A 19,122-nucleotide genomic window follows, 5' to 3' on the forward strand; every position below is an offset into this window, starting at 1 on the left:
ACTAAATATATTATGAAATTGGCTATAAAAAAATAACCTGCACCTTTAAATAGTGCGGGTTATTTGTTGCAAGAGTATTTAATGCAATCTTTCATTTACCATTTGACAGACTTCATTCGTGTTTGAACCTTGAGCATTGATTATAGACCCCGACATGGTGGCATTGGCAATTCCCATCATATCTTGATCTTGCCCTGAAATAATGGCAAAATCGCAGTTACTTGTATCAGCCTCTGAATGAAGATCAACAACTTCATGTCCCATTCGGATTAACGATTCTTTTACATTTGAAAGGGTTGGCTCTACGCCGATACGGGCCATTCTCTTCCTCCTCTATGGAATAGTCTAAGTTAGCTTATCCAAAAGAGAAAAGGGCATGCATCTAGATTAGGCAAGGGGCACTTTATAATCGTAATAGACCAATCGCATCTAAAAAGACAATAATAATAGCGATTGGAGCTACATATTTAATGATCAGAAACCATATTGCAAAAACTTTTTTACCGTAAGTTGAACCAGCACTAATTTCTTCTAATAAGACCTTTCTTGGAACTTTGAAAGCAACAAAGATAGAAATTAACAACGCTCCTAGAGGCATTAAAATATTAGAGACGAGATAGTCAGACAGATCAAATATAGTTTTGTCGAAAATTGTAAAGTCGCTTAAAACACCATAGGATAGTGCAGCAGGTATACCGACGATAAAAATGAGAATCCCGGTTAACCATGTTACCTTTTTTCGTTTCGATCCGTCCTGTTTTGTGATAGCTGCGACAATAATTTCTAACATAGAAAACGCTGAAGTTAATGTTGCAAATAAAAATAACAAAAGGAAAATAAACAGAAAAAATGCACCGAGTGGCATTTTGTCAAATACTGCCGGGAGAACGACAAATAATAATCCAGGACCTTCAGCAGGTTCAAATCCGAATGAAAATACCGCTGGAAAAATAGCAAGTCCAGCCAACAGGGAGATAAAAATATTCATCATGACAATTGTAAAAGCTGATTTAGGTAAATCTTCTTTTTTCGACAGATATGAACTGTAAGTTACCATGACCGAAACCCCGACACTTATAGAGAAAAAAGATTGTCCTAACGCAAACAGAATTGTTTTTGAATTCAAGTTAGAAAAGTCCGGGTATAAGAAAAAGGCAATCCCTTCACTAATATTCTCTAATGTTAAAGAACGAATAATTTAAATGATAAAAGCGATAAATAATGCCGGCATCATAATTTTTCCGGCCCGTTCAATTCCTTTTTGTACTCCCTTAGCAACAACAAGAATAGTGATCACCATAAAAATAAATTGAGCAGTGATTGCAATTATTGGATCCGCAATAAATTCATTAAATAATAACCCATACTCATTTTCTGGAAGTCCCGATAAATTTCCGATTAATGTTTGAAAAAGATAGAGAAGAATCCATCCACCTACGACACTGTAAAAAGATAACAGAATAAAACAGGTTACCATTCCAAGTATTCCAACAAGATGCCATTGTGTGTTAGGAGCAAAAGTAGTATATGCTGCAACGGCGTTCTTTTGTGATCCTCGGCCAATAATAAATTCTGCAAGCAAAATTGGCATCCCAACGAAAATTGTAAAAATTAAAAAGATAAAAAAGAAAGCTCCACCGCCAGAAAGCCCAGCCATGTAAGGGAATTTCCAAATAGCTCCTAGTCCAATTGCTGAACCAGCTGTAGCCAATATAAAACCTAATTTTGATGTCCATTGTTCCTGATGTTGTCCCATTAGCTAACTCCTTTGTGCACATAAAGTTATGTAGATACATTGCTTGTTTTAACGATTAAAGCTCATTATACATTATCTGTATTGGCATTAGTAAAGTATAACCTTAGCAGATATTATAGTTCAAGGATTACAATTACCGATTGAATCCATTATAAATAGCGATGTAACTACTAAATGAAAAATACATTGGATTATTTGAAATTTCCCCTTGATTTTTTTCAAATCAATTGTATACTTTAATTCGTAGTAATTTTATATGAATTATAAATGCGCTGGAAGAACTGGTGCATGATAATATATTTGGAGGTTATAAAGTTGGACATAATTTTTATTTTAATAAACATCGCTGTTCTAGTGGCGATAATAGGGCTGCTTGTATTTATGCAAAAGAAGCACATATCTTTTACAAAAAGAGTTTTCACGGGTCTAGGAGCAGGCATTGTCCTGGGTGCTCTATTACAGATAATCTATGGAGCCGGATCGAATGTATTGAATGAAACAGTGAGTTGGTACAATATTGTAGGAAGTGGTTATATTCGTTTGCTAATGATGATTGTTATTCCACTCGTCATGGTTTCGATTATCCAATCCATTATTAATCTTGAGAAAACAGCAGCACTCGGTAAAATGTCTGCTTGGATTATAGGTATATTAATTTCGACAACAATGATTGCTGCATTGATTGGTATTGGTTCTGCTTTGTTATTTGACTTAAATGCCGACCAGATCGAAGTTGGGCAGGCTGAAACGGAACGGGGCATTATGATGGAGGAAAGGCTCGCGGAAGTTGAAGAACAGTCTACACCAGAGCGCATTTTGAATTTCATTCCATCAAATATTTTTCTAGATATGACTGGAGAAAGACCTACATCGGTTATTGCAGTAGTTATCTTCTCCATTATTATTGGGATTGCTGTTCTCGGATTGCGTAGAAAAAATCCTGAACAAGCGGAAATGTTTACTAAAATAATAAACTCTATTTACGCAGTAGTTATGCGTGTAGTAACATTAGTTTTACGACTTACACCATTTGGAATTTTGGCTTTAATGGCAAACACAGTGGCAAACACGGATGTTGCAGGAATTTTGCAGCTTGGAAAATTTGTACTCGCATCTTATGTAGCTCTTGCAGTTATGTTTATCATCCATTTAGTACTTGTAGCAATTTTTGGTTTAAACCCGTTTATATATTTGAAAAAAGTCTTTCCGGTTCTTGGCTTTGCTTTTACGTCAAGGTCAAGTGCGGGTGCAATTCCGTTGAACATTCAAGCACAACGACAATCGCTTGGTGTTGATGAAGGAATTGCAAACATGTCAGCATCATTTGGAGCAACGATGGGGCAAAATGGTTGTGCGGGAATTTATCCGGCGATGCTTGCTGTGATGATTGCACCTACAGTTGGTATTGATCCATTATCACCAGCCTTTATCGTTCAATTGGTATTAATCGTTGGAATTAGTTCATTCGGTGTGGCCGGTGTTGGTGGAGGAGCAACTTTTGCAGCGCTAATTGTACTGTCCTCAATGAACATGCCCGTTGCATTGGCCGGATTACTAATCTCGGTTGAAGCATTGATTGACATGGGACGCACGGTAGTCAATGTAAACGGAGCAATGGTAACTGGGACATTGACTTCACGAATTTTAAACAAACTGAATCTAAAAACGTTTCATGATAAAAATGCAATTGAAGCTAAAGGTTCTCTGTAATAATGGAGGTTGAGATAACAACAAAAACGTTCCACTCCAAATAAGAATGACTAACAAGCTAGGAAGTTGTTTTGAACAATAAGTGAAGGTGAAGTCCCCTTCAAATTGCAACTGCAATTAGTAGGGGTTAACTTTCACGGTCTTGATTTTTGATGTATTCCTTAATTACGGATCTAGGTGCTTCCCCGGATGTTAAAATTAAATAACTCCTACTCCAAAAATAAGGTTCCCAATAATAAGCCTGAAGGAATTTTTCGAACTCCTTTCGAATGTATCTAGAGGTTACAGTTTTAAAACTATTAATTGTATTAGCTAGATTAATTTGTGGTGGTGCATCAAATAATATATGGAGATAATCCTCTTCACTGTTAATTTCTAAAATCTCACATTTCCATCTTGCAAACAAGTCATGAGCGATTTCTTCGAGTCGCTTTTTTATTTGGTTATTGATAACAGGATGACGATGTTTTGTTACGACAACTAAATGATAAGTTAGTTTATAAGCAGCGTGTCTATTCCTATTATATTGCATTTAACTCACCTTCTTATTGACTATTTCAACTAATTTAACTATAGTATGTAAAAAGACAAAAATCAAGGGAGGGTTATTTGATGGAGCAAACGAAAACAATCGATGCAAAAATTGTAACTCACGGAAGTAAAACGTTTGATGCGACATTAGATATTTTCTGCGAAGCTTTGGGTTTTATCGTTGATGTTATCAACGAAGAGTGGGAAGACATCGATGGTCTTATAACCAAAGAAGTTACTCGACTTGTCGAGCGTTTTATCCATCGAACAAAGAAAAATCCTTCTCCTAAATATAATTTCACAACTAAGTTTTATAAGTTTCCAAGCTACTTTAGAAGATCCGCTATTTCTAAAGCGTTTGGCATTGTAAAAAGTTACAAATCTAACCTTGAGAATTGGTTAGCGGAAAAACATCAAGCAAAATCAGAAGGCAAACGCTTTAAGAAAAAACCTCCTACTTTAAGCATCGAACACGAAGCTTTCCCTGTGTTTTATCGTGAAAATATGTTTGAAAGGCTATCAAGTAACCAAGCGAAAATTAAAGTTAATGATTGGGTTTGGGTAACTGTCACTTTCAACGATAAAAACCTTAAGCATAGAGGTATCGATGATTGGAAGGAAAATAATCCAACTTTAGTTAAGATAGGTAAAAAGTATTTTATTAACTTTTCATATACAAAAAATATAAAGTTAAACAAAACTAAAATCAAAGATCAAATGAATATTTCTGTAGATTTGGGATTAACAAACTCCACAGCTTGTTCAGCAATGACTTCAGATGGCGCTGTCATTGGTAGAAAGTTTATGAACCAATCAATAGAAAAAGACCGACTGAAAGCTCTAACGAACAGATTGAGGAAAGCGCAACGCAATTCCGGTTACATTGAAGCTCCGAACTACTGGAGAAGAATCAATGGTCTACAGAATCATATAAAAGTAAATACCGCAGTAGAGATTATAAAATTTGCAGAAGAATACAACGCAGACATCATTGTATTCGAATACCTTGGGAAAATGAAACTTCCGAAGGGAGTTTATGGTGCAAAAAAGCTTCGTCACATACTACACCACTGGTGTCAATTAGGCATTCAATCCAAGGTAGAAGAAATGGCTCATTACCGCGGTATGCGCATCAGAAAAATAAATCACTTCTGCTCTAGCTTTCGATGGATCCGGTGAAGGGCAGCGAAACAACAGTAGAGACCTCGCCACTTTCCAAAGCGGTAAGATCTATCATGCAGATTTAAATGCATGCTATAATATCGGTGCAAGGTACTTTATTAGAGAAATCCTTTAATCCTTTTCTGAAAAGAAAAGGTTAGCAGTTCAGGCAAAAGTTCCTGAGCTCCTAGCCAGAACACAGCAGACCTTGGCTTCATTAATTAACTTACATCAGGCGCTTCGTATCAATGATACTAAAGTTGCGTGACGTATAGCTGTATTTAAGTCAAGGGAAGCTCCACCAAATCTTCGATTTAGGTGGAGAGGTTCACTAAGCTGTACTCACAAGCTGATTTAAAAGTAACCAATATTTCAAGAAACTTCAATAAAAAAAGAAACATACAACTTAATTTGGTTAAATAGGCTCATTCACTTCAACAAACTGGCAGATTTTAGATCAGAAATGTGACCAAATAGATAAACGGATTGGAGAGGGTCTAAGTGAAAAAAACTTTATTTATTGTAATTGTATTTTTGGTTGTTATAAGTAGCATTGGTTGTTCAAAAAAGACAATTAATAAGACTGAAGAAAACTGGGAAGAGAGCCCAACGCTTGTAAGAGAAGTCGTAGTTACTGATGATGGACAAACGGAGGATTCTGTTTTCCGTATCGGAGATAACGGGAAACTTGGAATTGGGCAATATGGTCCTTTTATAGCAGGAGAGTCCCAAAAACATATGTGGCATTTTTGGGGAGAACAAGAAATATTAACACAACCTTTTACAGTAATAGGAATAAATAAAGAAACAGATGAAGAAATAACAGTTTTTGAGAATTCAGCGAGCAATTCCCTTGCACCTAACAATGGGGCAGACCACCATATTCCTTCTATGATGATGTTACCAAATGCAGGTTTATGGAAGTTAAAGGTATATTTTGGGGAAGAGTTATTTGGAAATGTTATTGTGAATGTTGAAGATTGATAAAATTATTCTCATTAAGTAAACGGGTGCGTTTGTTGGGAAAATTAAGTAATATTCGAAAATCTAAAACCTCTGAAATCAGGGAAATTTAAGGTGTAGATTATACATGACTTGTGGTTTAATAAAAGCAAACCTAATGATTACAAAAGATTACACACATTAAGGTGGACATAATTACCGTTTTAGTTGTTATTATTGCAGCGTTTATGCCGGTGATATCATGAATTCATATAAAACGGGTATAAATCATGTTTTTTATGAGCATATATCGATGACAATCAAACTATATTTGTTGGATCGAGCGATAAAAAAATTTACTACTTATTAGGAATTTATCAAAAAAACAAGAAACTTTGGAAGAATAGATATATAATTGCTTCTACCCTTATGCTATCCTAATATTTATGTGGAGGGTGAAGCAAGATGAAGAAACAACATATTGGAGATGGGATGCTCCTACTTACAGCATTCGTTTGGGGAAGCGGTTTTGTTGTAACAGCAATTGGATTAAAGTATTTATCTGCATATCAGTTAATGGCGGGTAGATTTGTTCTAGCATCAATAATTCTGGCTTTAATTTTTAGTTATAAATTTAAGACATTTACTTTTTCAGTCATTTGGAAGGGAGCAGTTCTAGGTACTATTTTATATGTTGCTTTTGCTCTCCAAACGGTTGGCTTAGAATATACGACCCCTTCTAAAAATGCTTTTTTAACTGCTGTTAATGTGGTTATTGTGCCAATTATTGCTTACTTTATTTATAAACGAAGAATTGATCGCCATGAAGTGATTGGTTCCGTTATGGCGATAATTGGGATTGGCTTTTTATCCTTGCAAGGTTCCATGACGATTAATATAGGTGATGCATTATCACTCGCTTGTGCGGTTGGATTCGCATTTGATATTTTTTATACGAATTTATTTGTACAAAAAGAAGATGCGATTTCTCTTACGGTAGTGCAATTTATGACGGCTTCTTTTATCGGAGTTGTTGTCTTATTAATTCAAGGAGATATCCTGATGACAATGGATAAAGGAGCAATATATTCCTTAATATACTTAGCGATTTTTTCTACAACCATTGCGTATCTGTCGCAAAATATCGCGTTTAAATTTACTACTGCTACAAGAGCAGCAATTATTTTATCAACAGAAGCATTTTTTGGCATGGTGTTGTCGGTTCTATTTTTACATGAACTTTTGACTGTTCGGATGATAATTGGAGCAGCTCTGATCATGACGGCAATTTTAATAGCTGAAATAAAGCCTGTTATCAAAAGAAAAGCTGAACTTAAAGATGTGTCTTGAAAAATGAAGTTCGGCAAACTAATGAACGATGAATCCTCTGAAAGCTTTTGGAATTGCTGTATTTTCAGTCTATTAGGCTGAACAAATAAAGATGAAGGCGCAAGTCCCCTTCAAATTGCGGGGGGCAATAAGTGGGGAGTTAGCCTTCGTAGTCTTGAGTTAAGTCAAGGGAAGCCCTTCCAAATTATCGGATTCGGCTGGGGAGGTTCACTTCAATTAATCATTTTCCTTTTTATTCCCCATGGATTGTTCCATTTGATTAGATTGCAGTTGAGACCCTTGTTCAGAATCCTCTTCTTGATTTATAATTTCTTCATTGACTTCAAATTCTCTGTGCTTTTCATTATCCCTCATTAGCAGTTCCTCCCTTTTAGAATTGAAACCTGTATGTCTACAAAGGTTAGTATTTCACATCTTTATATAGAAAATACCCGTATTCTTACTTGGCAGATAGGAAAGTATAAAACCTTCCTACTGCTCACTGGCTAAAGCGCGACGTCCTGTCGCAACGCCAGTACTAGCCCGTCCAGTGCGTCGTAAGTGCAACTAAGGCATTCCCATTAAAAGCTTGGCGAATGCCAAGTTTTCTAAGAAAACAATTTTTTTCATCCCAATTTTTTAGCCATAAAGGGCAAATATAAAAGAAAAAATATCCCTAGCGTAATTGCTTCAAGTGATAATAGATACCAAGGATATGGTCCTAAAAAGTCTAACAAACTTCCACCACTAGGTTTGTTTCTTAAAAACATATAATTTGCCGATAAAAGGTGATCGATGACGAATACAATAGCAGCAATGACATTGATTGTTATGAACGCTTTTAAAAGAGATTTTAAAGGAATCGTAAAATGATATAACCAAATCATTAGTAACGGAGCGAGTAGAAGCATAAAATGATCGACAAAAAACTGGATATATCGGAATTGAGGAAATCCGAAAGATAAATCGGGTGTAATAATTGCTTGTATAGCACCGCCAATAGCAAGAAAGTAAAACACCTCAAATAACCGCTGACTTTTTGTAAAAAGCATCATCGCACAGGCTAGAGACGAAATGCTACAAAGTTCAAACGGTAGAGAAGACTTTATGTCCCACATTCCCGTATTAATATACCAAATATCTAAACTAATGCGACTAAGGACGAGTAACATGCCTGTTGTGAGCCGAATAGCGCGACGATATGGTAGAAGTGGTGTTCTGAATAAAAATATAAAAATAATCAATCCGCAACCAATAATAATAGTTAAAATATGAGTAAGACCCCACATATTAAATTGGATCTCAGGATTATAAAACCAATTGTACATGAAATCCCATCCTTAATTGGATCACCTTTATAAATAACTATTGTAAGTATAACTAACTAAAAAGGAAACAGTCTGTTTGTTAATTGTATTGGTTTAATTATTATTATTTTGGGCATATTGTTATTGTATCAGTTGTTAATACGTACTTAAATAGAGCTTTTATCTAAAATAGATTTAAAAATTGAAATATATTTAAGTGAAATATCTTGAATTCGAGATAATCATAGATTATAGTATAAATACAAACGATAATTTGGAGGGAGAATTTTATTATGGCAAATTGGAAAGTAGATATAGCGCATACTGAAGTAGGTTTTAAAGTAAAACATATGATGGTTACAAATGTAAGAGGTAATTTTACAGGAGTAGAGGGATCTGTTGAAGGCGATCCAAATGATTTAACGGATGCCAAGATCACATTTAACATCGATGCATCAACGATTAATACTAATAATGAAGATCGCGATAATCATCTTCGGTCAGAAGACTTTTTCGATGCAGAAAAGTATCCTGAAATTACATTTAACTCAACTGAAATTGTTGAAACTGGTGAAGATGAGTATGATGTTACGGGCGATCTTACAATAAAAGATACAACGAAAAAAGCAACATTTAAGGTAACCCGAACTGGTGCCGGTAAAAACCCATGGGGTGTGGATGTAGTAGGATTTGAAGCAGAAACAAAAATTTCAAGAAAAGAATTTGGTTTAACTTGGAACCAAGCATTAGAAACTGGTGGCGTATTAGTAGGAGACGAAATTACAATTACAGCGGAACTTCAAGTTAACCCAGCATAAAAAATAAAGGCGATTTCTTTAATGTTTTTAAGTTAAAGCGGTCAGAATCCTCCGTATTTCAATGGGGAGATGAATGACCGCTTTCTTTGTAGCGTGGCTCGCAATCGATGCGAATCACGTTTTTTTGTATATTATTAAGGGGATTTTTACTATAATTATAGATAAAAACTGCTTGGGTTATTATACAGAATCCGGTAGTGAAAATTAATATCTAGTACCTTGCAATAAACAGTACCATATGTTAAATTATATTTATGTGGTATTATTTTTAGTCCAGTACTATATAATATATAGTAGCGAAAGCTAAAGAAAGTGGTGTGGTCAAAAGTGAATGTTCAATTTAAAAAAGGCGTTTTAGAGTTATGTGTACTCGTACTACTTGATAAGCAAGACCGTTATGGGTATGAGCTCGTACAGAAAATATCAGATCAAATTTCCATTTCAGAAGGTTCGGTTTATCCGTTGTTAAGACGACTGACAAAAGAAGGGTATTTTACAACATATTTAAAAGAATCGACAGAAGGTCCTTCGCGAAAATATTATCAATTAACAGAAGTCGGTAGATCTTACCTTCATGATTTACTGCAAGAATGGAAAGATTTCACTAAAGGAGTTAATCAATTAATAAAAGAAGGTGTTAAAGATGAATAAGGAGCAATTTTTAAAGGAACTTGAAGTAGCCCTACGTAAAATACCTCAAGATGAGCGGGATGATATTGTTCAAGATTTTATTGAGCATTTTGAAATTGGTCGGGAAGAAGGAAAGAGTGAAGAAGAAATTACTGCTTCTTTAGGCTCTCCACAGCACATAGCTAGAGAAATGGTTGCAACTTACCATGTAGAGAAAATTGAAACAGACGTATCGGCTGGAAATATCTTACGCGCAACGTGGGCAGTTATTGGGTTAGGAATTTTTAACTTAGTTATAGTACTCGGGCCTTTCATTGCACTTCTTAGTGTGCTCGTTGGTGGTTGGATTGCTAGTATTTCCTTTACTGTTTCGCCATTATTAGTTTTCATTAATGTGCTTATATATCCGGGAACATTTAAGTTATTTGATCTCTTCTTTGCAATCGGTTTATGTGGTCTAGGGCTTTTTATTGCAATAGGAATGTATTTTGCTACAAGAGCAATCATTTACGGTTTTGTACGTTACTTAAAATTTAATGTTACCCTTGTGAAAGGTGGGTTAAAGGCATGATGAAGAGATTATCGATTTTAGCGCTAATTTTATTGCTTGTTGGTATTATAGGCAGCCTTTTTACGATGAAAACACAATATAACCAAGCAGAAACGCTAAAAGAAGAAGTAGTAGAAAAAACAAACTTTACCAATATTGATATTTATACAAATAATGCTGAAATAATTGTACTGCCTACTAAAGAAGAAACAGCTAAGGTAGAATTACTAGGTAATCATTCGAGATATGAACTGACATCAGATGTTACGGATAATACGCTGAAAGTACATTTAAAACTAAAACGGGAAAAAATATTTGCTTTTAATTTATTTTCCAGTGTTCAATCACTAACTGTCCACGTCCCCAAAAAAGTATATGAGAATATTAAAATTGAAAGTAATAATGGTCGTATCCAACTAGAAGATATAGATGGAGAAGAAATTGGAGTACAAACAGATAACGGTCGTATTGAATTAAAAAATATTGCTGCTGATCTTGTGAAAGCTAAAACAAGTAATGGGCGAATTGAAATGAAAAATATTGACGGAGAAATAGTTGGTGAATCGGATAATGGCAAAATTTCATTTATGACAGAAGATTTAGATTAATCAATTGAATTGAACACAGACAACGGGCGAATTGATGTACAGTCAAATAAAGAGCCAACGAATGCTATCTTGGACTTGAAAACAGATAATGGGAAGGTACGTGTTTTCGGAGAGAGTAATTGGGTTACAGTTATTGGCAATGGGGAAAATATAATTAAATTAACAACCGATAATGGAAGTATTACGATATCACATTCACATTAATATTTAAAGCGACTTTTACGGTAATTTACTGTTTAGGTCGTTTTTTCGGTTTTAAGTAAATGTTCTAATTTTAACTGAGGAGCTACTTATGCAGATTAAGAACAAAAATTTCTTTTTAGGCATATGCTATGGCATATATTATTTTAGGATACGAGGAGGTCTTCGAATATAATGTATTATATGAACTCGGAAAATAGCCAAATGGGAATGAGAGCTTTAGCTGAAATAAGAGGAAGTAATTTGGCTCCAAATTTAAGGGGATATGTAATTTTTACTGATGTACCTTACGGGTCAGAGGTATTTGTCGAAGTCGAAGGGTTGCCAAACTATAAGCCTGCAGAAGCAGGTAGGAATCCTATTGGTCCACATGGCTTCCATATACACCAACATGGTACGTGTGAAATGGGAGATCCCAATGATCCTTTTAAAGAAGCAGGTGAACATTGGAATCCTGATAACCAGCCGCATGGTCATCATGCTAGTGATTTCCCAGTACTTTTTTCTAATAATGGATATGCAAGAATGTCTTTTTTTACAGACAGATTTAATGTCCAAGAAGTAATTGGGAAAACAGTGATAATTCATGAAAATCCGGATGATTACCGGACTCAGCCAGCAGGAGATTCGGGAAAGAGGATTGGGTGCGGTGTGATACAGATGTATCCATATTGATTTAACAGAGCATGCATTATTCAGTTAATTCGTGATTTAATCACGGAAACGAGTACCAACCACGTAGGCAATGACTGCCAAAATATGATTTAACTATTATTTTCTCGGTTTATCCGCTTAAAATGTCAAAAAACCATGAGAACATTATTGTTCAAGTCTCTTGCTTTTTTCAGAAAGTGAGAGGCTTTTTTAACTTTTTGAATGAAATGTAAAGAAATGGACATTATAAAAATAATAACTGCATAAGCAGAAAGGAGGAACGTATAGTTGGATTATGTTAAAGCATTGGTCATTAAATTTGTTATGTGTTTAGCTGTTCTTTGGTTAGTTCTAGGTGTTTTTTATAATGTCAGTTTTGGTCATATTTTAACATTAAGTATCATTCTTACACCTGTTTCATTTATATTGGGAGATTTGTTTATTTTACGCAGATTCGAAAATTGGGGTGCAACGATAGCAGATTTTTTGATGGTATTCGCTATAGTTTGGTTTTATGGTGCGTACTTCATTAACGTAACATTTCCAGTTATAACAGCAGCTGCTCTATCTGCACTTATTATTTCCGTGGGTGAAATATTCTTTCATAGATATGTCGATAACCATATTTTACATGTGGAAGATGATACGAGGGATCGAGGTAGACGGGGCGATCGAAATTTACAAACGGAATTTGGAGAAGAAATTGACCCACCACCAGTAGATAAGGACAAGCTTTAATGGTTTACGAAAAAGGTTCAGAGGTTTTTACTTCTGAACTTTTTCTTTGTCAAAAAATGATCATATTTTCATGATAATATATGATATGAAGAGAATAGTATAAGGGAGTGCTTATTTTGCGTAAGTACTTTTTTATGATTACAGTACTATTAATCGCACTTTTAATCAGTGCGTGTTCGCTTCTAATTGAATCAAAACATATTCCTCCTTAAAAAATCACTCCTTTTTGTTGTTTTTACAGGAGTGGATTTATTTATGAATGGAAGTATCTTTTATTAAACCGTTTTATTCGCCGTTTCTTTAATCTCTTTTCTTTTGCCATAAATATTGGAAACAATAGCCTTTCCGACTGCATATCCAGGTACAGCAAGAAGGATTCCTAAAAATCCTGCGAGACTTCCTGCGGCGAATAGGATAGTAATAATTGTTAATGGGTGAATTTTTAATGTTTTCCCCATAATGTTAGGTGTAATTAAGTTAGAGTCTGTTTGTTGAGCAATGAGAGTCGTTAAGGATACCCAAACTACCATCATTGGATCTTGGAAAAATCCTATGATTAAAGCCGGAATAAATGCGATCCATGGCCCAATAAATGGAATAACATTCATAAAGAATGCAAATACAGATAAAAGTAATGCGAAATTTAAGCCAATGATTGCATAGCCAATATAAAGAAGTGTAGCAAGAATTGCACTAATTAATATTTGACCTCGAATATATAGACTTAATACCTCATCGATATCCTTTAACGTTTTTGTAATCCACTTTTTCGTTTCCCCAGAGAAAAATTGCTGAATAAAAGGTAAAAACTTTTCATGATCTTTCAACATAAAAAATAAGAAAAAAGGAACGAGAACTAAAACGAGAGTTCCCCTGAAAATTGACTGAAGAAAGGTGACAATCCACATTCCAAGCTGGACAGTAATATTATTTAGGGATTCGGTTGCACTATCGGTTGCACTATCGATGGAATCATTTAACCGACTCGGTAAGCTTCCAGTCTGTTGGAATAGTTGAATAATGAATTGATTTGCTTCTTGAACAATCATCGGTACGTTTTCTATCAAATTGTTTACTTGTTTTGTAATGGACGGACCTACAATAGAGATAGCAGCCCAAATGAAAGCGATTAATAGTAGGAAGATAAATATAATAGTGCCCCATCGTGGAATTTTTCTTTTTTCTAAAAAAGTCTGTATCGGAACGGTTATGTAGAATAAGACACCACTTAATAATAGTGGTAGAAAAATAGATTTTAATACAACGAAAATAGGTGAGAAAACCCATTTTACTTCGACAACATACTTAATAATAAATAAACTTAAAAGAATCCCTACACCAAGTTGAAACCACAATTTCTTTGTCAACTATTATCATCCTCTTCTCACTATGAACAACGGTAAATATTTCAATTAATCAACATTTCCAAACGAATCTTTTTGTTTTATTATACCACAAAACTATGAATTATAACCAAAGTAATTATAGTCGAACAAGCTGTCATATCATAGATTTGTGTTCATAAAATAAAGTAATAGTGATTTAGGGGAGAGAATTAGATGAAAAAGTATTTAAGAGCAACATTATGGCTTTTAGGCTTGCTAATATTAATTTTACTTATTCAATATCCGATTAAAAAAGGAGAATTGATGTGGAGAACCGTTCCACTCCCTTTAGCTGGAAAAACAATAGTTATCGATCCGGGACATGGTGGATTTGATGGGGGAGCAGTTGGAAAGGACAAGACTAGTGAAAGTGAGATTGCATTACAAGTAGCTAAATATACTCGCGATTATTTACAACAAGCAGGTGCACTTGTTTACTTGACTCGTGAGGAAGATAAAGATTTAGCTGGTGAAAACTTTGAAGGACGGCGGAAATCAGCAGATATCCGTAATCGACTAAAGTTTATTCATGAAAAAGAACCGGATTTTTTTATAACGATTCATCTAAACGCTTTACCATCAAAGCAATGGTCGGGCGCACAAACATTTTATTATCCCAGTTTTCCTGAGAACAAATATTTAGCAACAATGATTCAGGAAGAGATCATCCGTAACTTGGAAAATACAACAAGAGTTCCGTTACAAATGAATCATGTCTATTTATTAAAACATGCGGAAGTTCCTGGCGCATTAGTGGAAATTGGTTTTTTGTCTAATGATACAGAGTTGGAACTATTAAAGGATAAAAAGTATCAAAAACAAATGTCTGCAAGTATTTACAAAGGAATTATTCGTTATCTCGCCGAAGAAATGGAGGAAGACAATAATACAGAGTGAGATACCATTAACCTCCTATGATTCATATCACTTAGATTTCAACTAAATTGTGTTATACTAATTTTAATTGAATGTTTTATTTTTTAGTTGCAAAGGGATGGTGTTTTTATGTTAACAAAAGAAGAAGTAATTGAACTTCTCAATCCGGTTAAAGATCCATTTTTACATACATCATTTGAAGAAACGGGCGGAATTGTAGACGTAACAATTCGTGAAGAAAAGAAACATGTTAGTGTAAAACTCTCGATTGGTAAAATAAATACTGCTGAACAGATGCAACTTCAACAAGAGGTTGTCGCTATTTTAAAAAGAAATGGTGCAAGAACAGTCGGTTTACGTTTTGAACAGCTTCCAGATGAAGTGATCCAAAAAATTCAACCTTCCATGGAAGAAGATACCTCTATTTTAAGTGGGGATAAACAGCCTCACTTTATTGCTGTTGCTAGCGGTAAAGGTGGAGTTGGAAAATCGACCGTTACAGTAAACCTGGCAATGGCTTTAATGCGATTAGGGAAAAAAGTGGGTATTATAGACGCCGATATTTACGGATTTAGTGTTCCTGATATGATGGGAGTAGAGGAGCGGCCGGTTGTTCGCGGTGAAAAAATTATTCCTGTAGAACGATTTGGGGTTAAATTGATTTCAATGGGCTTTTTCGTCGAAGATAATTCGCCAATCATCTGGCGTGGTCCAATGTTAGGAAAAATGTTAAATAACTTCTTCAGAGAAGTTGAGTGGGGAGACTTAGACTATCTATTGCTTGACTTACCACCAGGAACAGGGGATATTGCAATGGATGTTCATGAATTACTCCCAACTTGTAATGAAGTAATTGTTACTACTCCGCATCCAACAGCGGCATTTGTAGCAGCACGTGCTGGACAAATGGCACTTAAAACGGATCATACTATTTTAGGTGTCGTAGAAAATATGTCTTATTTTGAAAGTGAAACAACAGGCGAAAAAGAATATGTTTTTGGACGTGGTGGAGGAGACAAGCTTGCTGAAGTTTTAAAGACAAAAGTTTTAGGCCGATTGTCCCTGCAACAACCATATGAGGAAGAAGATATTTTTGCACCATCTATTTACCAAGAAGATCATCCGAATGGACAAGAATATCACAGAATTGCCTCTAAAATTGTTGCTCAATTAGAAGAATAAAAGGTAAAAAACTCTAGGCGGTTGTTAAGTTTACTAAGAGCCTAGAGTTTTTTATACGGAATTTTTGAAAGCGATTAGTAAGTGAAAGCGAGTGCTTTATTAACAGAATATTTATGCACGGTGCAATTGTTTACGGATTGGTGTGGATGGATAAAGAATTATTAACCTCCTCCACCTTCACCTTCACCTTCACCGCCATCTTCGCCACCGCCTTCACCGCCACCTTCGCCACCTTCACCGCCACCTTCTTGACCACCGCCACCTTCACCACCGCCTCCTTGAGACTGTTGTTGTTTCTCGGCAGCTTTAAGAAGGACGTCTTGCATTCTAGCCTGAAAAGTTGGTGTTTCCAATGTTTGTTGAATAGTCTCTTCTAAATGTTTTCTGAATTCTTGACTTTTTATTAACGTTAATGTTTGTTTTGACATTTCGGGATCTTGGAGTAGTTCGAGCATTTGTTTTTGGAATTCAGAATCATTCATTAAGCTTTTGAAAAGCTTTTTTTGTTCTTCTTCCATTGATTTATTAAAGCTTTCGACAAAAGTCGGATCTTCAAATAAATTTTGCCACATTTTTGCACCCTGTTCTGATACTAGAGCCTCGGTAATGGAATTTTTTACTACCTCTGACTCCATAACTAAGTGTTGCTTCATTTTATCGTCGGCAATAATTTCTTGAAGTGCCTTTTTTCCATCTTCTGTTTGTAAAATATCGACAACCATATTTTTGGTTTGATCATAGTCAATATCTTGCTTAGTTGCATTATTATCGCCACAACCAGTAAATAATATTAAAAAAAAACTTATAATGGCTATTTTATAAAAACGAGTCATTTCGACTATCCTCCTCACCTATCTTTAATATGTAGAAATGTGGCGAATAATATGCACAATAAGAAGAAAAAAAAACACGTTCATGGTAAAATGTTTTGAGGGAGTAATCCATAGGGATTAGGAGGATTTTTGTGAATAGTCGTAAGGTAGTAAGTATGTTTTTTCGGACAATTTTAATTGGAGGTCTAGTCGGTTTTGTGACTAGTTTTTTTGTAAAAAGTAAAGAATATGCCAATGTTCTACAACCGTTTGATGGAATGGAATTATTAGGAATAGTACTTTTCTTTATTGGAATGGCACTTGTATTTACTGTGATTAGTCAAACAGGATTCTTTGCTTATTTATTTATACATCGGTTTGGTCAAAATTTCTTTCGTTCATTTTGGCCAACGGTTCAAGTATTACTTATTTTATTTGCTTTGTTCGATTTAGTTTATTTGTCATATAGTGCAGGAAAAGGTGAAATTTCCTTATTGTTTTATATTATCATGACTGCGGTTATACTAATTTATGGAATAATTATTGCTCGTTTAAAAGTGAAACAAACGAATAGAACTGGCTTTATTCCAGCATTATTTGTAATGATTGTAATAACTGCATTAGAATTATCTTTGGCTTTAAGAGCAGTAGATGTTGATTACATTATTTTAATGTTAACCCCATTATTAGCAGCAAATTCTTATCAGGTGTTAGCTCTCCATGAGGTTACAAAAAGAGACGAAGCGCATATTAAGCGTATAGAGGAAAGACGAAAAGTAAGACAGTTAAAAAAGCAAAAGCCCATAGAGAAACCACAATAAAAGAGCTAGTCGACTTATTCGACTAGCTTTTCTTTTGCTTGCACCCCATTAATTAGTTCAGAAATAGTGACAAACGTCAATTTTTCTTCTTTAAAATGTGGCAAAATAGATTGTAAAGCATTTGCAGTTTGTTTGGCAGAATCAGAAGCGTGTAAGAGAACAATATCTCCGCTTTTTACCTCTTTCAGCACATGATCGGTAATTTCTTTAGTACCCGGATTTTCCCAGTCATTTGGGTTGACACTCCAATGGATTACTTCTAACCCATTATCTTCAGCTAATTTTACTATTTCTTTATTAAAATGGCCACTTGGTGGTCGAATATAGTTAATGTCATCAAATCCAAGCTTTTCAAATACTTGTTTAGCATAACTAATATCTTTTCTTACTTGTTCAATATCCTGTTCCAAATAACTTTTATAACGGTAACCTAACATGCCTAACTCGTGTTTATCTTCAGTAATTTTTTCAATTATTTGTGGGTGTCGTTCTGCCCATTCACCACTAACAAAAAATGTTGCACGGACGTCTTGTTCCTTTAATACGTTTAAAATGTCAAATACTTTTTCTTCTCCCCAACTAATATTAAAGGTAAGAGCAAGTTGGTTTTCATCTATATTTCCTTTTGTTAGGGCAGTTTGTTGGTCTTTGGAAAAAACGAATAAAAATCGAGCTGGTTCAATAATGATAAAGAATGCAGTGATCAAACCAAGTAAAACAATTGCAAAAAACCGCTTCTTTTTATTAAAATTAAATACGTAAAAATGCTGCAAGATAATCCTCCTTTATCGTGGCAGGCTTGAAAGTATGTTGCCAAATTTATACTGATAAAAGTATTATTATTTTAATGTATGAGACAAGTTATAGAATATGAATACATATCTGATAAAGTACCAGACAGGTAAAATTTTAAAAAAATTGTAGTTTATTGTTGAAAAGAAAATGAAGTTATGATATATTAATTTCTGTTGTCATTAAAAATGCTCCTTGAAAACTGAACAGAAACAACATATGTCAAGCAAGAGACGAAAAGAATGTTGAATACTTTATTTAACATGCTTTTTTATCTCGTCAAAATTTTAATTTTTAGCTAAGAAAGCTTCCTTATAGT

Annotated in this window: 21 protein-coding genes and 1 pseudogene; 14 read left to right on the top strand and 8 right to left on the bottom strand. The window is 34.7% G+C overall.

What is annotated here, in order from left to right:
* Positions 1-78: 78 nt before the first annotated feature.
* Both SPD89_RS13010 and SPD89_RS13015 read right to left on the bottom strand, forming a co-directional pair.
* The gene (locus SPD89_RS13010; protein WP_336262381.1) at positions 79-321 is read right to left on the bottom strand and encodes a YkuS family protein; all 243 of its coding nucleotides are present in this window, start codon (positions 319-321) and stop codon (positions 79-81) included.
* Positions 322-403: 82 nt separating this feature from the next.
* Positions 404-1,756 (bottom strand): annotated as a pseudogene (locus SPD89_RS13015) (sodium-dependent transporter).
* 315 nt (positions 1,757-2,071) lie between these two features.
* Between SPD89_RS13015 and SPD89_RS13020 the strand changes: the two are divergent.
* A complete protein-coding gene (locus tag SPD89_RS13020; RefSeq protein ID WP_336262382.1) occupies positions 2,072-3,466 on the top strand; it encodes an L-cystine transporter in 1,395 nt (464 codons plus the stop codon).
* A 127-nt stretch (positions 3,467-3,593) separates the two neighbouring features.
* Here SPD89_RS13020 and tnpA read toward each other — a convergent pair whose 3' ends face one another.
* Positions 3,594-3,998 (bottom strand): IS200/IS605 family transposase, encoded by a 405-nt coding sequence (tnpA, locus tag SPD89_RS13025; RefSeq protein ID WP_336262383.1) that lies wholly within the window; start codon positions 3,996-3,998, stop codon positions 3,594-3,596.
* Between the two features lie 80 nt (positions 3,999-4,078).
* Between tnpA and SPD89_RS13030 the strand changes: the two genes are divergently transcribed.
* The 3 genes from SPD89_RS13030 to SPD89_RS13040 all read left to right on the top strand — a co-directional run bounded on the left by SPD89_RS13030 (position 4,079) and on the right by SPD89_RS13040 (position 7,450).
* On the top strand, positions 4,079-5,176 hold the full coding sequence (locus SPD89_RS13030) for a transposase (protein ID WP_336262384.1): 1,098 nt from the start codon (positions 4,079-4,081) through the stop codon (positions 5,174-5,176).
* Positions 5,177-5,659: 483 nt separating this feature from the next.
* A complete protein-coding gene (locus tag SPD89_RS13035; protein WP_336262385.1) occupies positions 5,660-6,142 on the top strand; it encodes a DUF4871 domain-containing protein in 483 nt (160 codons plus the stop codon).
* Between the two features lie 423 nt (positions 6,143-6,565).
* Positions 6,566-7,450 carry a DMT family transporter gene (locus SPD89_RS13040; protein ID WP_336262386.1) on the top strand — a complete coding sequence of 295 codons (885 nt, stop codon included), beginning with the start codon at positions 6,566-6,568 and terminating at the stop codon, positions 7,448-7,450.
* A 216-nt stretch (positions 7,451-7,666) separates the two neighbouring features.
* Here the strand turns inward: SPD89_RS13040 and SPD89_RS13045 are convergent, their stop codons facing one another.
* Positions 7,667-7,804, bottom strand: coding sequence for a hypothetical protein (locus SPD89_RS13045; protein WP_336262387.1), 138 nt, complete (start codon positions 7,802-7,804; stop codon positions 7,667-7,669).
* Positions 7,805-8,055: 251 nt separating this feature from the next.
* Positions 8,056-8,757 carry a YwaF family protein gene (locus tag SPD89_RS13050; protein ID WP_336262388.1) on the bottom strand — a complete coding sequence of 234 codons (702 nt, stop codon included), beginning with the start codon at positions 8,755-8,757 and terminating at the stop codon, positions 8,056-8,058.
* Between the two features lie 272 nt (positions 8,758-9,029).
* Between SPD89_RS13050 and SPD89_RS13055 the strand changes: the two genes are divergently transcribed.
* The 7 genes from SPD89_RS13055 (at position 9,030) to SPD89_RS13080 (ending at position 12,935) form a co-directional block, all read left to right on the top strand.
* Positions 9,030-9,554: a YceI family protein gene (locus SPD89_RS13055; protein ID WP_336262390.1), complete on the top strand. Its 525-nt coding sequence runs from the start codon at positions 9,030-9,032 to the stop codon at positions 9,552-9,554.
* Positions 9,555-9,881: 327 nt separating this feature from the next.
* Positions 9,882-10,205, top strand: a complete 324-nt coding sequence (locus tag SPD89_RS13060) for a PadR family transcriptional regulator (RefSeq protein WP_336262391.1) — start codon at positions 9,882-9,884, stop codon at positions 10,203-10,205.
* Entirely contained in the window at positions 10,198-10,755 is a 558-nt protein-coding gene (locus tag SPD89_RS13065) for a DUF1700 domain-containing protein (protein ID WP_336262392.1), read from the top strand. Before SPD89_RS13060 ends, SPD89_RS13065 begins: the two co-directional genes overlap by 8 nt.
* Positions 10,752-11,342, top strand: a complete 591-nt coding sequence (locus SPD89_RS13070; protein ID WP_442961149.1) for a DUF4097 family beta strand repeat-containing protein — start codon at positions 10,752-10,754, stop codon at positions 11,340-11,342. The genes SPD89_RS13065 and SPD89_RS13070 overlap by 4 nt, the downstream gene beginning before the upstream one ends.
* Positions 11,343-11,351: 9 nt before the next feature.
* Positions 11,352-11,546 (top strand): hypothetical protein, encoded by a 195-nt coding sequence (locus SPD89_RS23090; protein WP_442961150.1) that lies wholly within the window; start codon positions 11,352-11,354, stop codon positions 11,544-11,546.
* A gap of 171 nt (positions 11,547-11,717) precedes the next feature.
* Entirely contained in the window at positions 11,718-12,218 is a 501-nt protein-coding gene (locus SPD89_RS13075; RefSeq protein ID WP_336262393.1) for a superoxide dismutase family protein, read from the top strand.
* A 267-nt stretch (positions 12,219-12,485) separates the two neighbouring features.
* The gene (locus SPD89_RS13080; RefSeq protein WP_336262394.1) at positions 12,486-12,935 is read left to right on the top strand and encodes a YndM family protein; all 450 of its coding nucleotides are present in this window, start codon (positions 12,486-12,488) and stop codon (positions 12,933-12,935) included.
* A 275-nt stretch (positions 12,936-13,210) separates the two neighbouring features.
* Here the strand turns inward: SPD89_RS13080 and SPD89_RS13085 are convergent, their stop codons facing one another.
* On the bottom strand, positions 13,211-14,302 hold the full coding sequence (locus SPD89_RS13085; RefSeq protein ID WP_336262395.1) for an AI-2E family transporter: 1,092 nt from the start codon (positions 14,300-14,302) through the stop codon (positions 13,211-13,213).
* 192 nt (positions 14,303-14,494) lie between these two features.
* Between SPD89_RS13085 and cwlD the strand changes: the two genes are divergently transcribed.
* Together cwlD and SPD89_RS13095 are read left to right on the top strand one after the other, a co-directional pair.
* Positions 14,495-15,217 carry an N-acetylmuramoyl-L-alanine amidase CwlD gene (gene cwlD, locus SPD89_RS13090; RefSeq protein ID WP_336262396.1) on the top strand — a complete coding sequence of 241 codons (723 nt, stop codon included), beginning with the start codon at positions 14,495-14,497 and terminating at the stop codon, positions 15,215-15,217.
* A 108-nt stretch (positions 15,218-15,325) separates the two neighbouring features.
* Entirely contained in the window at positions 15,326-16,378 is a 1,053-nt protein-coding gene (locus tag SPD89_RS13095; RefSeq protein WP_336262397.1) for an Mrp/NBP35 family ATP-binding protein, read from the top strand.
* 161 nt (positions 16,379-16,539) lie between these two features.
* Here SPD89_RS13095 and gerD read toward each other — a convergent pair whose 3' ends face one another.
* Positions 16,540-17,211 carry a spore germination lipoprotein GerD gene (gene gerD, locus SPD89_RS13100; RefSeq protein ID WP_336262398.1) on the bottom strand — a complete coding sequence of 224 codons (672 nt, stop codon included), beginning with the start codon at positions 17,209-17,211 and terminating at the stop codon, positions 16,540-16,542.
* Positions 17,212-17,342: 131 nt separating this feature from the next.
* On the opposite strand from gerD, the gene SPD89_RS13105 reads away from it, so the two are divergent.
* Positions 17,343-18,011, top strand: coding sequence for a KinB-signaling pathway activation protein (locus SPD89_RS13105; protein WP_336262399.1), 669 nt, complete (start codon positions 17,343-17,345; stop codon positions 18,009-18,011).
* A gap of 14 nt (positions 18,012-18,025) precedes the next feature.
* Here SPD89_RS13105 and pdaB read toward each other — a convergent pair whose 3' ends face one another.
* Complete coding sequence (pdaB, locus tag SPD89_RS13110; protein WP_336262400.1) at positions 18,026-18,784, bottom strand: polysaccharide deacetylase family sporulation protein PdaB; 759 nt, start codon at positions 18,782-18,784, stop codon at positions 18,026-18,028.
* Between the last annotated feature and the right edge of the window lie 338 nt (positions 18,785-19,122).

Source organism: Pseudogracilibacillus sp. SO30301A (genome assembly GCF_037072025.1).
GTDB lineage: Bacteria > Bacillota > Bacilli > Bacillales > Amphibacillaceae > Pseudogracilibacillus.

Coding starts and splice junctions, on each gene's coding strand:
- SPD89_RS13010 (WP_336262381.1), bottom strand. CDS start 321: ATGGCCCGTATCGGCGTAGAGCCAACCCTTTCAAATGTAAAAGAATCG.
- tnpA (WP_336262383.1), bottom strand. CDS start 3,998: ATGCAATATAATAGGAATAGACACGCTGCTTATAAACTAACTTATCAT.
- SPD89_RS13030 (WP_336262384.1), top strand. CDS start 4,079: ATGGAGCAAACGAAAACAATCGATGCAAAAATTGTAACTCACGGAAGT.
- SPD89_RS13040 (WP_336262386.1), top strand. CDS start 6,566: ATGAAGAAACAACATATTGGAGATGGGATGCTCCTACTTACAGCATTC.
- SPD89_RS13045 (WP_336262387.1), bottom strand. CDS start 7,804: ATGAGGGATAATGAAAAGCACAGAGAATTTGAAGTCAATGAAGAAATT.
- SPD89_RS13050 (WP_336262388.1), bottom strand. CDS start 8,757: ATGTACAATTGGTTTTATAATCCTGAGATCCAATTTAATATGTGGGGT.
- SPD89_RS13055 (WP_336262390.1), top strand. CDS start 9,030: ATGGCAAATTGGAAAGTAGATATAGCGCATACTGAAGTAGGTTTTAAA.
- SPD89_RS13065 (WP_336262392.1), top strand. CDS start 10,198: ATGAATAAGGAGCAATTTTTAAAGGAACTTGAAGTAGCCCTACGTAAA.
- SPD89_RS13070 (WP_442961149.1), top strand. CDS start 10,752: ATGATGAAGAGATTATCGATTTTAGCGCTAATTTTATTGCTTGTTGGT.
- SPD89_RS13075 (WP_336262393.1), top strand. CDS start 11,718: ATGTATTATATGAACTCGGAAAATAGCCAAATGGGAATGAGAGCTTTA.
- cwlD (WP_336262396.1), top strand. CDS start 14,495: ATGAAAAAGTATTTAAGAGCAACATTATGGCTTTTAGGCTTGCTAATA.
- SPD89_RS13095 (WP_336262397.1), top strand. CDS start 15,326: ATGTTAACAAAAGAAGAAGTAATTGAACTTCTCAATCCGGTTAAAGAT.
- gerD (WP_336262398.1), bottom strand. CDS start 17,211: ATGACTCGTTTTTATAAAATAGCCATTATAAGTTTTTTTTTAATATTA.